Annotated in this window: 13 protein-coding genes; 6 read left to right on the top strand and 7 right to left on the bottom strand. The window is 73.4% G+C overall.

Features of this window, described 5'->3' with window-relative positions:
- Nucleotides 1-45: 45 nt before the first annotated feature.
- Nucleotides 46-1215: a hypothetical protein gene (locus ACGFRG_RS13005; RefSeq protein WP_393263560.1), complete on the bottom strand. Its 1170-nt coding sequence runs from the start codon at nt 1213-1215 to the stop codon at nt 46-48.
- Complete coding sequence (locus tag ACGFRG_RS13000) at nt 1136-2017, bottom strand: phosphatase PAP2 family protein (protein WP_361427885.1); 882 nt, start codon at nt 2015-2017, stop codon at nt 1136-1138. Before ACGFRG_RS13000 ends, ACGFRG_RS13005 begins: the two co-directional genes overlap by 80 nt.
- 193 nt (nt 2018-2210) lie before the next feature.
- On the opposite strand from ACGFRG_RS13000, the gene ACGFRG_RS12995 reads away from it, so the two are divergent.
- Complete coding sequence (locus ACGFRG_RS12995) at nt 2211-2816, top strand: histidine phosphatase family protein (RefSeq protein ID WP_361427887.1); 606 nt, start codon at nt 2211-2213, stop codon at nt 2814-2816.
- Between the two features lie 19 nt (nt 2817-2835).
- On the opposite strand, the gene ACGFRG_RS12990 is transcribed toward ACGFRG_RS12995, so the two are convergent.
- The gene (locus ACGFRG_RS12990; protein ID WP_361427889.1) at nt 2836-4257 is read right to left on the bottom strand and encodes a tetratricopeptide repeat protein; all 1422 of its coding nucleotides are present in this window, start codon (nt 4255-4257) and stop codon (nt 2836-2838) included.
- A 230-nt stretch (nt 4258-4487) separates the two neighbouring features.
- Between ACGFRG_RS12990 and ACGFRG_RS12985 the strand changes: the two genes are divergently transcribed.
- Nucleotides 4488-4940: a hypothetical protein gene (locus ACGFRG_RS12985; RefSeq protein ID WP_393263557.1), complete on the top strand. Its 453-nt coding sequence runs from the start codon at nt 4488-4490 to the stop codon at nt 4938-4940.
- A gap of 200 nt (nt 4941-5140) precedes the next feature.
- Nucleotides 5141-6037 carry a spermidine synthase gene (locus tag ACGFRG_RS12980; protein WP_393263555.1) on the top strand — a complete coding sequence of 299 codons (897 nt, stop codon included), beginning with the start codon at nt 5141-5143 and terminating at the stop codon, nt 6035-6037.
- A 44-nt stretch (nt 6038-6081) separates the two neighbouring features.
- Here ACGFRG_RS12980 and ACGFRG_RS12975 read toward each other — a convergent pair whose 3' ends face one another.
- Nucleotides 6082-6621, bottom strand: coding sequence for a hypothetical protein (locus tag ACGFRG_RS12975; protein ID WP_393263553.1), 540 nt, complete (start codon nt 6619-6621; stop codon nt 6082-6084).
- 97 nt (nt 6622-6718) lie between these two features.
- Between ACGFRG_RS12975 and ACGFRG_RS12970 the strand changes: the two genes are divergently transcribed.
- From ACGFRG_RS12970 to ACGFRG_RS12960, 3 genes are all read left to right on the top strand, one after another.
- Nucleotides 6719-7423, top strand: a complete 705-nt coding sequence (locus ACGFRG_RS12970) for a response regulator transcription factor (RefSeq protein WP_361427897.1) — start codon at nt 6719-6721, stop codon at nt 7421-7423.
- Nucleotides 7420-8799: an ATP-binding protein gene (locus ACGFRG_RS12965; RefSeq protein ID WP_393263551.1), complete on the top strand. Its 1380-nt coding sequence runs from the start codon at nt 7420-7422 to the stop codon at nt 8797-8799. The genes ACGFRG_RS12970 and ACGFRG_RS12965 overlap by 4 nt, the downstream gene beginning before the upstream one ends.
- A 283-nt stretch (nt 8800-9082) precedes the next feature.
- Nucleotides 9083-10543, top strand: a complete 1461-nt coding sequence (locus ACGFRG_RS12960) for a cellulose binding domain-containing protein (RefSeq protein WP_393263549.1) — start codon at nt 9083-9085, stop codon at nt 10541-10543.
- A gap of 46 nt (nt 10544-10589) precedes the next feature.
- On the opposite strand, the gene ACGFRG_RS12955 is transcribed toward ACGFRG_RS12960, so the two are convergent.
- From ACGFRG_RS12955 to ACGFRG_RS12945, 3 genes are read right to left on the bottom strand one after another with little or no spacing between them, the layout of a single operon-like run.
- Complete coding sequence (locus ACGFRG_RS12955) at nt 10590-10760, bottom strand: hypothetical protein (protein WP_393263547.1); 171 nt, start codon at nt 10758-10760, stop codon at nt 10590-10592.
- Nucleotides 10757-11539: a MerR family transcriptional regulator gene (locus tag ACGFRG_RS12950; RefSeq protein ID WP_361427905.1), complete on the bottom strand. Its 783-nt coding sequence runs from the start codon at nt 11537-11539 to the stop codon at nt 10757-10759. The genes ACGFRG_RS12955 and ACGFRG_RS12950 overlap by 4 nt, the downstream gene beginning before the upstream one ends.
- 33 nt (nt 11540-11572) lie before the next feature.
- Nucleotides 11573-13033, bottom strand: a complete 1461-nt coding sequence (locus tag ACGFRG_RS12945) for a glycoside hydrolase family 1 protein (RefSeq protein ID WP_393263545.1) — start codon at nt 13031-13033, stop codon at nt 11573-11575.
- Nucleotides 13034-13045: the final 12 nt, after the last annotated feature.

The raw sequence follows: 13045 nt of genomic DNA, 5'->3' as shown, positions 1-13045 counted from the left end.
AGCCCACCTCCTGGGCGCGCGGCCGCCGAAGTGCGGTGGAACGACTCAGGAACATGCCGCCGCCTCCGCGCACCGCGCCCCCGCCAGCGCCTCCGCTCGCAGTGTCGCCGCCCGGCGCAGGGCCGCCACCGTCGGGTCGTCGGCGTCTCCGGAGGCCGCGCGCGCGGCCGACAGGACCTCGCCGATCGTCGTCAGACCGCCCAGCTCGGCCCGCAGACCCCGGCCGAGCGCGGTCACCGCGTCCGCCGCGCGGGCCCGCTCCCGGCAGTGGAAGGCCAGTTCGCACGCGGCCAGGCACTCCGGCGCGTACGCCGCCGGGACCGACTCGACCGTCCGCGTCAGCTCCGGCGCCGGACGGTCCGGGTCGAAGCTCGCGCCCGGCTCCAGGCCGTCGGCGATCTCCTCGATCCGGGTGAGCCGCGCCAGCTGGCGGCGGGTGACCGACAGCTGCTTGCGGACGTCGACGAGGGAGGCCGTCGGCAGGTTGGAGAAGTCCTTCGGGCAGACGAGCAGCACCGAATGGGCCACTTCGGCGCCCTCGGTGAGATGCGCCACGCGTTCGAGTGCCAGCGCGTAGACCGCCGCCTGGCGGGCCGCCGCGCCCACCTTGGCCGGGTCGGCCGCCGCGTCGATCATCGGGAAGGACTTGATCTCGACGACCGTCCAGCGCCCGTCCGGCGCCACCACCACCGCGTCCGGCTCCAGATAGGCGGGGGAGCCCGCCACGTTCAGGACCAGCATCGGGTGGTCGAGCAGCGTCCACGCGCCGGACGCGGTCGCCTCGCGCAGGGCCAGCGCCGTACGCGCGGCACGGCCCTCGGGGCCGGCGGCCGACAGGTCGGGCACGGCCGCGTCCTTGGGCGGCTCGCCGCCCGCGCCGACGTGCTCGTACAGCAGCCGCAGCAGTTCCGTACCGCCGTCCGCCTTCACCCGGGACTCGAAGGTGGTCCCGCGCGCGATGGCGAACTGGGACTGGCCGAAGGCCGCCGAGGGCGAGCCCAGCGCCTCGGCGAGCGCGCCCTTGTCGACGCCCGCCCCGTCGAGGAGCGCGCGTCTGCGACAGCCCGGGTTGGCGGCGAGCGCCGCGAGTGCGCGGGCGTCCAGCGGGCGCGGTACGACCGTGGGTCCGCGCAGCTCAGCGAGCCGCTGACGGATGGCTGTCGTCCGCTCCCGCGGTGGAGTCGTCGGAGGCGCGCTGCCCTGGGATTCGCTCACCCGGGGAAGTCTTGCATCCGGCACTGACAATCGGGGCGCGTGCGCCGAATGTGCCCGGTGCGACCCGGGCCCGGATCCGGTCCGCGAGCCGCAGCGCGGGCCTGGCCAGCAGCAGCCCGAGCCCCATCACGAAGACTCCCGCGACCGCGTCGAGCAGATAGTGGTTGGCCGTGCCCATCACCACGAACGCGATGGTCACCGGGTACGCGACGCCCACCGCCTTGGCCCAGCGGTTGCCGCCGAAGCGCCACAGCATCACACCGCACCACAGCGCCCAGCCGACGTGCAGGCTCGGCATCGCCGCGTACTGGTTGGTCATGCCGCCCATGCCGCGCGGCGCGCTCGCGTCGCCGCCCCACCAGCCGTGCGAGCTGTACTGCGCCATCGTGTCGACGAAGCCCTGCGAGGCGTCGAGCAGACGCGGCGGGGCGGTCGGCAGCAGCGAGAAGCCGATGAGGCCCATCAGGGTGGAGAGCATCAGCCAGGTGCGGGCGGCGCGGTACTGCAGCGGTCGGCGGCGGAACAGCCACACCAGGATCGCGGGCGTCACCAGGTAGTGCAGCGACGCGTACGCGAAGTCGGCGGGTATGCCGAGCGACGGGGTGCGCGTGAAGAGCCGGTTGAGCGGGTGCTCGGCGTTGATGTGCAGGTACTTCTCTATGCGCAGGATCTCCAGGCCGTGATCCTCGGCCTGCGATTCGCTGCCGCTCACCAGGAGGCGGCCCGCCGAGTAGGCGGCATAGACGATGGCGATGAGCGGCAGCTCGGTCCACCAACGGGGCCGAGGCGCGGGGTGCTGCATCTGCGGACCCTCTCCATCTCGTCTTCAGGACCCGTCGGGCCCGACACAGGTGTTCAACCGTACGGTGTACGTGGGTGTGTACGTACACCCACCCCCGAAGGACGCGAAGGACGGCCGGAAGGGTGCGCGATGATGGAAGGGAACCGCCGCCGAACATTCGGCGGATTCCGAGCGTCATCGGGAGAGACCTGACATGGCAGCCGCCGCCCCGCGCATCCTGCTCGCCCGGCACGGGCAGACCGAGTGGTCGCTCCTGGGCAAGCACACCGGCAGGACCGACATCCCGCTCCTCGAAGAGGGCCGCAGGGGCGCGAAGCTGCTCGGCGAGCGGCTGCACCGCTCGCCCTGGGACGGCCTGAAGGACGTCGAGGTGCGCACCAGCCCGCTGCTGCGCGCGCGTGAGACGTGCGAGCTGGCCGGTTTCGGCGACCGGGCCACCGACTGGGACGTGCTCATGGAGTTCGACTACGGCGCGTACGAAGGGCTCACCCCGCCGCAGATCAAGGCGGCCCGGCCCGACTGGTTCATCTGGCGCGACGGCGTCGAGGGCGGCGAGACGCTGGCCCAGGTGTCGGCGCGGGCCGACGAGGTCGTCGACTGGGCGCGCTCGGCCGACCGGGACGTGCTCGTCTTCGCCCACGGGCACATCCTGCGCTCGATCGCGGCGCGCTGGCTGGGCGAGCCGATCGGCTTCGCGGCCCGCATCAAGCTCGACCCGACCTCGATCTCGGTCCTGGGCTGGGCGTACGGCGACCCGGCGGTCGAGCGCTGGAACGACACGGGGCACCTGGAGGGCTGAGACCGGGCGCACCGGGGCGTCAGACCGCCGCGGTGGCCCGCCGCTCCAGGAACGCCGCCACCTCCGGGCAGGTCCCGTGCGGGGCGAGGATACGGGCCGTGTCGGCGAGCATCGCCTGGATACGGGTCGACTGGACCTCCGTAAGGAGGTCGAGGACCTGGTGGCCCGCCGCCGCCGACTCGGTGGGCGCGCCCGCGCGCGCGAGGTCGTCGGCGAGCTCGGCGCGGTACAGCGCCAGGTTGCGGGTGAAGTGCGGGTCCTGGACGCAGGCGGCGCGATGGGCGTGGGCGGCCGCGCGCGACCAGTCGCCCAGCGCCGACCAGCACTGCGCCTCCAGCATCTCCAGCTCGGCCTCGACGAAGAACGTCATCCACTCCGGGTCGCGCTCGGCGGGCCCGCGCGCGAAGAGCGCGTGCGCCCGGTTCAGCGACTGCTCGCAGGCGCCCCGGTCGCCGAGCCCCGCCCAGCCGCCCGCCTCCCGCAGCGCGAGCAGGGCGAGGAGGCGGGGCGAGCCGAGCTGGCGGGCCGCGCGGCTGCCCGCCTGCGCCGCCCGCAGCGCCTCGCGCGGCCGCCCCGCGTCCCTGGCCAGGAACGACATATTGCAGAAGGCGTGCGCCTCAAGGGCCGGGTCGCCCGCGAGCCGCGCGGTGGCAAGCGCCTCCGCGTAGTGCGAGCGGGCCTCCTCGTAGCGGCCCGAGTCATGGGCCAGCCAGCCCACCGAGATGGCGAGTTCGCCCGCGCCCGCTTGCAGGCGGTCGGCGGTGGACTGGCGGGCGGTGCCCGCGTCGAGCAGCGCGTACGCGGTGCGCAGCGGCTGCGCGGCCCGGCGGTAGAGCCCGTCCGCGCCGTGCCGGTCGTCGAGCAGCCGGATCCGCCGGACCGCGTCCTCGACCGCGTTCACCTCGGCCTCGCCGACCCGCCGTACGCGTACGGAGTCCAGGGGCGCGGCGGCCGCGGGGGGCTCGGGGATCAGCCCGAGCGAGACGGCCGCCACGGTGGCGGATCCGCCGGTCATGAATGCGCGACGCAGCACGTCGCTCTCCTCGTCGTTACGGTTGTCGATGTCGATGGTGCCGTCGTCGTGGTGCGGCGGCATCGCGTGCGGCAGGGGCGTGCCGCGGTCCGCGCGAGCCCCCCGGCCCCGTACCGTCTCGCGGGCCGAGAACCCCATGTCGGTGAGGGTCAGACCCGGGAACATGTGCCGGAAGACACGCTCGTACGCGTAGTTGGGGCAGCGGATCTCGCCGGCCTCCACGCGTCCGATGTAGCGCGCGTCGCAGGCGACCTGCTCGCCGATCTCGCGCGCCGCCCTGCGCACCGCCGCCGCGAACTCGCCCGGCGAGCGCTGGCCGCGCAGCTCCCGGAACGCGGTGTTCGGGCCCTTGGCGCCGGTGCTCCGCGGGGAGTTCCGGCCGGCACTGGGATCCGTTGACGTCGCCATGGCTCAACAGCTCTCTTTGGCGGGGTGGTGCGGAGCAAGAACGTACCGGCAACATCGCGTCGCACATCCAGAGTTTGGCTACAAAAGGGATATCTCACCCGCGATCTGCTATGAACTGCCATCCTTTGCGGCGGCGTTGTGCCGTAGCCGTTGACTCGGGCCCGCGTTGAACCATGCGGATACCGCCAACCCGCAAAAACCACGTGGGGGTTGCCTTGTTGGAGGCCGGCATGGACATCAATGGCACCGGTACGACCACGACGACCGCTCGGCACCGGCCCACCCCGGACCTCGGTTCGCCGCCGCCGCACACCGGCGCGGAGCCCTGCGATCTGGTGACCGTGCCCGCGCGGCAGGGGCTGGAGGCGGTGGACATCCTGCGCCGCGCCGCCGCGCCGGCGGCGGTGGGGCCCGTGCTGCACGACGGCGCGTGCGACACCCTCGGGTTCCTGGTGCCGCCCGGGACGGCCGCGGCGTGGGACGTGCCGGGCAGCGCGTGTACGGAGACCGAGGGGCGGGGGCTGCGGCTGCCGGTGTCGCCGGCGCTGGCCGGGAGCGGGTGGCTGCTGCCGCCGGACGCGGCCGACGCGCTGCCCGTCACCGATCCCGCGGTGTTGCGGGACGCCCTGGGGGAGGCGGCTCGGCTCATCGAGGCGGCGGACGGGATCACGGAGGGCCGCTGAGCGCGGGGCGCGGAATGGATTGGCCCGGAGTGGTCTGCTTTCGGGTGCGGGCCGTGTGTGGCTGGTCGCTCCCCCGAGCTCTCAAGGAGCAGGGGGGACCCCCATCGCGGCGGAGCCGCAAATGTCACAGCCCCGCCCCTGAAATCGCCCCCGCAGCCCTGAAAGCGCGGGGTGTCGGTCCCCCGGTCGATAATGGGCTGATGGCGGCACGGAGTGGGGCGAAGAGCGGGGTCAAGGGTGGGGCGCGGCGGGGGCGTGCTGCCGCGGCCGAGGCTGTTGTCGAGGCGGTCGACGGCGGGCTCGCCGAGCTCATACCCGACCGGGACCGCCCGCGCGGCTGGACCCTGCTGCTGGACGGCGCCCCCCAGTCGCACGTCGACCTGGACGCCCCGGACCGGCTGACCTTCGAGTACCAGCGGCGCCTGGGCCACGTCATAGACCTCGCCGCCGACCCCGGCCGCCCCCTCGACGTGCTGCACCTCGGCGGCGGCGCCTTCACCCTCGCCCGCTACACCGCCGCCACCCGTCCCCGCTCCAGCCAGCAGATAGTCGAGGTCGACGCCGCGCTGGTCCAGCTCGTACGCCGGGAGCTGCCGCTCGACCCGCAGGCCCGGATACGCGTACGGGCCCTGGACGCGCGCGAAGGGCTCGGCAAGCTCCCGGACGGCTGGGCGGACCTGGTGGTCGCCGATGTGTTCAGCGGCGCCCGCACCCCCGCGCATCTGACCAGCACCGAGTTCCTGGCCGAGGTGCGCCGGGTGCTGCGGCCCGGCGGGATCTACGCGGCCAACCTCGCCGACGGCCCGCCGCTGGCGCATCTGCGCGGCCAGATAGCCACCGCCGCCGGGATCTTCCCCGAGCTGGCGCTCGCCGCCGACCCGACGGTGTGGCGCGGCAAGCGGTTCGGCAACGCGGTCCTGGTCGCCTCGGACGTACCGCTGCCGGTGGCCGAACTCACCCGCCGCATCGCGGGCGACCCGCACCCGGGGCGCGTCGAACACGGCCGCGTGCTGGCCGACTTCACGGGCGGGGCGACGGCGGTCACGGACGCGAGCGCCAAGCCGTCCCCGGTACCACCGCCGTCGGTGTTCCGGTAACGCGCGCGCGAAACACCAAGTAACGGGCGAAACGCCATGGCGCGTCAGCCCCGGTCGTCGAACTCCACCGTAGGTGCGTGGTTGTACCAGGTGCAGAAGACCGAGACCTCGCGGCCGCCCTTGCTGAACGTCACCCGGATCCACGTCGGCTGCCGCCACACCTGCATCTGCCAGCCCGTGTCCGGCGTCGCCGTGACCAGCTGGGCCGAGGCGCTGCCGATGTCGAAGACGACCCGCCCGCCCGCGACGTTGTACCCCTTCACGTTTCCGGACGAAGTGGACGGGCTGGACGAGGGCGAGGAGTTCGCGGGCGGCTCGGGGGAGTGGCTTGTCGGCTTCCCGTCAGGAGACGTGGCGGGCTTCGCGGAGGGGGACGGCGACGGGCTCTGCCGGGGCCGCTGCGTCGAGGACGGGAGCGGGAACACCGCCCCCTGCGCGGTGTGGCCGTCGCCGGTGAGCGGCACCGCGCGCGGCGGGTCGTACGCCGTCCCGGCCATCACCGTGTGGACGCCCCACCAGGAGAGCGTGACCGCCGCCCCGGTGGCGAGCGACCACGCGCAAACGTGAACGAGTCCTCTGTGCATCGGGGCCATACTGCACCACGCGCCCCATACGTGTCCCCCGTCGCCCCTCGCGTCCCGACCGGGACCGGCGTACTCCGGATGGCGTACGGTGCCGCCCATGGCAAGTGTGCTCGTGGTCGAGGACGACCAGTTCGTCCGCTCCGCCCTGATCCGCCACCTCACCGAGGCGTCCCACACGGTACGGAGCGTCGGCACGGCTCTTGAGGCGCTGCGCGAAGTCGCCCATTTCCGGTTCGACGTGGTCGTCCTGGACCTCGGACTGCCCGATCTCGACGGGGCCGAGGCGCTGAAGATGCTGCGCGGCATCACCGACGTACCGGTGATCATCGCGACCGCGCGGGACGACGAGACGGAGATCGTCCGGCTGCTCAACGACGGCGCGGACGACTACCTGGTCAAGCCGTTCTCGGTGGAGCACCTGTCCGCGCGCATGACGGCCGTACTGCGCCGGGCGCGGGCCGCCGCCGGGGCCGAGCCGCCGGACCGGGTGATCCGGGTCGGCGGGCTGCGGGTCGACCCGCTGCGCCGCCAGGCCGAGTTGGACGGGCTGCGGCTGGATCTGACCCGGCGCGAGTTCGATCTGCTCGCCTTCCTCGCCGGGCGGCCCGGTGTGGTCGTGCCGCGCAAGGAACTGCTCGCCGAGGTGTGGCAGCAGTCGTACGGCGACGACCAGACCATCGACGTCCATCTGTCCTGGCTGCGCCGCAAACTGGGCGAGACCGCGGCCAAGCCCCGCTATCTGCACACCCTGCGCGGGGTCGGGGTGAAGCTGGAGCCACCGAGGGCGGAGCCGACGCGATGAGATGGGCGCTGGTCAAGGTGGCGCTCGCGGTCACCGTGATGGTGGTGCTGGCCTTCGCCGTACCGCTGGGCCTGGTCATCAGGGAGATGGCCCGCGACCGCGCGTTCTCCAACGCGGAACGCCAGGCCGCCGCGATCGGCCCGACGCTCTCCATCACCACCGACCGCGACGCGCTGGAGCGGGCCGTCGCCTCCACCCAGGCGGGCGCGGCGGGCCGGATGGCCGTGCACATCCCGGCACTTCCCGACGTGAAAGGCAGCGTGCCGGTGGACATCGGCCGGCGGCGGGCGGCCCAGAAGGACCTGGAGGCCACCCGCAAGGTGGTCCGCGCGTACATCTCCGGCGTCCCCGGCGGCTCCACCCTGCTGCAGCCGACCGCGCTGAGCTCCGGTGAGATCGCGATCGTCGAGGTGTACGTGCCCGAGGCCGAGGTCACCAACGGCGTCGCCACCGCCTGGCTGGTGCTTGCCGGGGTGGGCATCGCGCTGGTCATCGGCTCGGTCGCGGTCGCGGACCGGTTGGGCGTACGCATGGTCAGGCCCGCGCAGCGGCTCGCGGGCGCGGCGCAGGACCTGGGCGAGGGGCGGCTGGGCGCGCGGGTGCCGGAGGAAGGGCCCGCGGAACTGCGGTCGGCGGCGGCCGCGTTCAACTCGATGGCCGACCAGGTGGTGCAACTCCTCGCCAATGAGCGGGAGTTGGCGGCCGACCTGTCGCACCGGCTGCGCACTCCGCTGACCGTGCTGCGGCTCAACGCGGCCTCCCTCGGGGACGGTCCGGCCGCCGACCAGACGCGCGCGGCGGTCGAGCAGCTGGAGCGCGAGGTCGACACGATCATCCGCACCGCGCGGGAGGCGAAGCCGCAGACCCAGCCGACCGGGCCGGGTGCCGGGTGCGACGCGTGCGAGGTGATCCGCGACCGGATGGCGTTCTGGTCGGCGCTGGCGGAGGACGAGGGGCGGGAGGTGCGGCTCGCGGGCGTCGACCGGCCGCTGCGCATCCCGGTCGCGCGGCCCGAACTCGTGGCGGCGCTCGACGCGATGCTGGGCAATGTGTTCCGGCACACGCCGGAGGGGACGGCGTTCTCGGTCGACGTCCACAGCTCGGACGACGCGGTGATCGTGCTGGTCTCGGACGCGGGGCCGGGGATCCCCGACCCGCGCGCGGCCCTGGCCCGCGGGTCCAGTGGCGGCGGGTCCACGGGCCTTGGCCTGGACATCGTCCGCCGTATCGCGGAGTCGACGGGTGGGGATGTGCGGCTGGGGCGCTCTTTCCTCGGGGGCACGGAGGTACGGGTCTGGATCGGGCGGGGCGCGGCGCCCGCCCCGACGTCCCGCATCCGGGCCCGCCGCCGCCCCCGCCGCCCGTCCCCGGCGTGATCGGCCCCCACCCCACCCTTTCCCTAAACCCTCCGGGGGATCTGTTCGGCTGCGGACCGTGCTGGGTTGCTCTCGCAGTTCCCCGCGCCCCTAAAGCGGGCCCGAAGGGCCCATCTAAGGGGCCCGGGGGCGGAGCCCCCGGGGTTAAAGCTGCCGCATGCGTTCCTTAAGCGCACCCTAAGATCCCCAACTCCCACCCCACACGCCCCATTCGCCCGTTTCCGGCGGGCTAGCGTGCTGCCCGCACCCCACCACCCCCAACCCCCAGAGGGCAGGCGCAGACATGACCCGTACCCACCGCCGCCGAGCGACCGGCAAGACGAAGGCGATCGGCGCGGTCGTCGCCGCGGCCGTCGTCGGCGGCGCCGCCTTCGCGCTCACCGGCACCGCCCAGGCCGCCTCCGTCGGTGCCGCGTACACCAAGACCAGTGCCTGGGGCGGCGGTTACACCGGCCAGTACGTCATCTCCAACGACAGCGGCAAGACGCTCGCCGACTGGACCCTGGAGTTCGACCTCCCGGCCGGGACGACGCTCTCCTCCCTCTGGAACGGCACCCAGACCGTCAAGGGCCGGCACGTCACCGTGAAGCCCGCCGCCTGGGACAAGAACGGGCTCGCCCCCGGCGCGTCCGTCACCGTCGGCTTCGTCACCTCCGCCACCGGCACCGCGGGCGACCCCACCGGGTGTCTCATCGACCAGGAGAAGTGCTCGGTCGACACCGGCGCCACCCCCGAGCCCAGCGGCCGCCCGACGACCCCCACCGCGCAGCCGACCGCGCAGCCCACCACCAAGCCCACGGCCAAGCCCACCCCCACCGGGACAACGCCCCCGACCCAGCCCGGCACCGGCACCGGCGCGCGCTTCGCCCCGTACGTCGACACCTCGCTCTACCCGGCGTACGACCTGGTCGACACCGCCACCAAGACCGGTGTGAAGGACTTCAACCTCGCCTTCATCACCTCCGCCGGCAGCTGCACCCCGCTCTGGGGCGGTGTCACCGACCTTGGCAAGGACGCGGTCGCCCAGCAGATAGGCGCCCTGCGCGCCAAGGGCGGTGACGTCCGCGTCTCGTTCGGCGGCGCCGCGGGCTCCGAACTGGGCCTGGTCTGCAAGAGCGCGTCCGACCTCGCGGCCGCGTACGGCAAGGTCGTCGACGCGTACAAGCTCACCAAGGTCGACTTCGACATCGAAGGGTCCGCCCTGCCGGACACCGCCGCCAACTCCCGTCGCGCGCAGGCCATCGCGCAGCTCCAGAAGTCGCACCCGGGGCTCGACGTCTCGTTCACGCTGCCCGTCATGCCCGAGGGCCTGACCCAGCCGGGCGTCGACCTGGTCGCCGACGCCAAGAAGAACGGTGTCGCCGTCTCGGCCGTCAACATCATGGCGATGGACTACGGGCCCTCGTACAGCGGTGACATGGGCGCCTACGCCATCCAGGCCGCGACCGCCACCCAGGCCCAGATCAAGGGCGTGCTCGGGCTCTCCGACGCGGCCGCCTGGAAGGCCGTCGCCGTCACGCCGATGATCGGCGTCAACGACGTCAGCACCGAGACGTTCAAGGTCGACGACGCCACCCAGCTGGTGGACTTCGCCAAGTCCAAGGGCCTCGGCTGGCTCGCGATGTGGTCCGGGGCCCGCGACAAGCAGTGCGCGGGCGGCGCGAAGAACTCCGCCGACCCCACCTGCTCGTCGATCGTCCAGGACCCGTTCGCCTTCACGAAGGCGTTCGGCGCCCTCAAGTAGGGCTGTGCCGACCCCCTTTCGAGCTCCACGCGCGCGTCCCGCCGGTTCACCCCCCACCCGGCCGGGGCGCGCGCCCCTTGCGTGTGACGAGTGCCAGCAGGCCGAGCGCGATCACCACGCCCACCATCGCCGCCCACGGCACCACCCCTGCCGCCGCCAGTACGTACAGCAGCGGCACCGCAATCAGCAGCACCGGCAGTACGGAGTACTTGTTCACGCGCTCTTGCCCTCCCTCGCGGCGCCCCTCGCCGCGTCCAGATACGCCGACACGTCGTCCCACTGCCCGGGCGTGGCCGACGCGTCGCCCGACATCGCGGCCGGATCCTCGCGCCAGGCCGCGCGCACGCCGCCGGAGATCTTCCTGTCCCCGCCGCCGAACAGCACGCTCAGCTCGTCCATCCGCGCCACGATCCTGCGTACGGAGGCGTCGGTGGGCGGGGTTTTGGCCGTGCGCAGCGCCTCGGCCCGCCGGTACAGCTCGGGCCACTCGATCTCCAGCAGATAGTGCGCGGTCGGCCCGAGCGCGGCGGCGCGGGTGGCGAGGACCTGGATCTGGTCCTCGTCCAGGTGCCGGCGCAGCGCCTGCTCGCCCGCCGAACCGGCCGCCCCGGTCGCGCGCAGCGCGGCGAGGACCGCCTCGGTCGTCGGGCGGTGCCCCTCGGCGATCTGCTCCTCGATGTGCAGCAACCGCCGCCGCAGCGCGTCCAGCGCCGCGAGCGACGCCTCGACGCCGGCGCGGTGGTCGCGCAGGACCCGGGTCGGGTCGACCCCGGAGTCCAGGCAGACGGCGATGGTCTCAAGCCCGAGCCCCAGGCTGCGCAGGGCGAGCACCTGGTAGAGCCGGTCGATGTCGTCCTCGGTGTACTCCCGGTGCCCTCCCGAGGTGCGGCGGGACGGCGAGAGCAGCCCGATGGTGTCCCAGTGGTGCAGCGTACGGACGGTCAGCCCGCTGGCCTCGGCCAGCGGCCCCACCTTCCACGTCTTGGAAGCGGTCATGGCACCACGATGCATCCTGACGCGACGTGAGGTTCAAGTGGCGTTTTCTCCGACCTCCAGGTCCGGCGGCTCCGGCAGGGCGCCCGTGCGGGCCACCTCGGCGTACCAGCGGGCGCTCGACTTGGGCGTACGGGCCTGCGTCTCGTAGTCGACGTACACCGCCCCGAACCGCTTGCTGTAGCCGTACGCCCACTCGAAGTTGTCGAGCAGGGACCACAGGAAGTACCCGCGTACGTCCGCCCCGTCCCGCATCGCGCGCCGCACCGCCGAGAGGTGGCCGTGCAGATAGCGGATGCGGTCCGGGTCGTGCACGGCGCCGTCCGGGCCGGGCTTGTCGTCGTAGGCGGCCCCGTTCTCGGTGATCATCAGCGGTACGCCGGGTGCCTCCCGGGTGTAGCGCATCAGCAGGTCGTACAGGCCGGTCGGATCGATCGCCCAGCCCATCGTCGTCAGCTCGCCCGGCGGTCGGTGGAACTCCACGGAATCGGCGCCGGGCCAGGGCGATTCGGCGCTTCGGCCATGCCCGTCGAGCCGGGATCCGCGCTGGTCAGGGCCGGTTTCGGGGGCGTTGTCAGTGGGGGCGGATACAACTGAGGGTGTGTAGTAGTTGATGCCCAGCAGATCGAGGGGGTGCTTGATGACGCTCAGATCGCGGTCGCGGACGAACGACCAGTCGGTGAGCTGCGCGGTGTCCCGCAGCAGGTCGGCGTCGTACGCGCCACGGAACATCGGGCCGGTGAAGACGCGGTTGGCGAGCGCGTCGATGCGGCGGCGCGCGTCGAGGTCGGCGGGCGACTGGCTGCGGGCCCTGATCGCGCTCGGGTTGAGACTGATCGCCACCTTGGCTCCCGGCAGCGTCGAGCGCAGCACCTGGGCGGCGAGGCCATGGCTCAGGTTGAGGTGGTGCGCGGCGCGCAGCGCGGCCACCGGATCGGTGCGGCCGGGCGCGTGGACGCCCGAGCCGTACCCGAGAAAGGCGCTGCACCAGGGTTCGTTGAGGGTGGTCCACATATCCACCCGGTCGCCGAGGGCGTCGGCGACGATCCGCGCGTAGTCGGCGAACCGGTAGGCGGTCTCCCGCTCCGGCCAGCCGCCCGCCGCCTCCAACTCCTGGGGCAGATCCCAGTGGTAGAGCGTGAGGGAGGGCTGGATGCCCTGCTCCAGGAGCCCGTCGACCAGGGCCCGGTAGAAGTCGAGCCCGCGCTGTACGGCGGGCCCGCGCCCGGTGGGCTGCACCCGGGGCCAGGACACGGAGAAGCGGTACGCGCCGAGCCCCAGGTCCGCCATCAGCCGGACGTCGTCGCGCCAGCGGTGGTAGTGGTCGACGGCGACGTCCCCGCTGTCCCCACCGGACACCTTTCCGGGCGTACGGCAGAAGGTGTCCCAGATGGACGGCGTGCGCCCGCCCTCGGCGACCGCGCCCTCGATCTGATACGCGGAGGTGGCGGCGCCCCAGAGGAACCCGGGCGGAAAGCGGTCGGGCACAGCGGACATGGAAGCACTCCC

Source organism: Streptomyces sp. NPDC048696 (assembly GCF_043198895.1).
Lineage (GTDB): Bacteria > Actinomycetota > Actinomycetes > Streptomycetales > Streptomycetaceae > Streptomyces.
The sequence above is the reverse complement of the archived record's forward strand: the minus strand, read 5'-3'. Positions and strand labels throughout refer to the sequence as shown.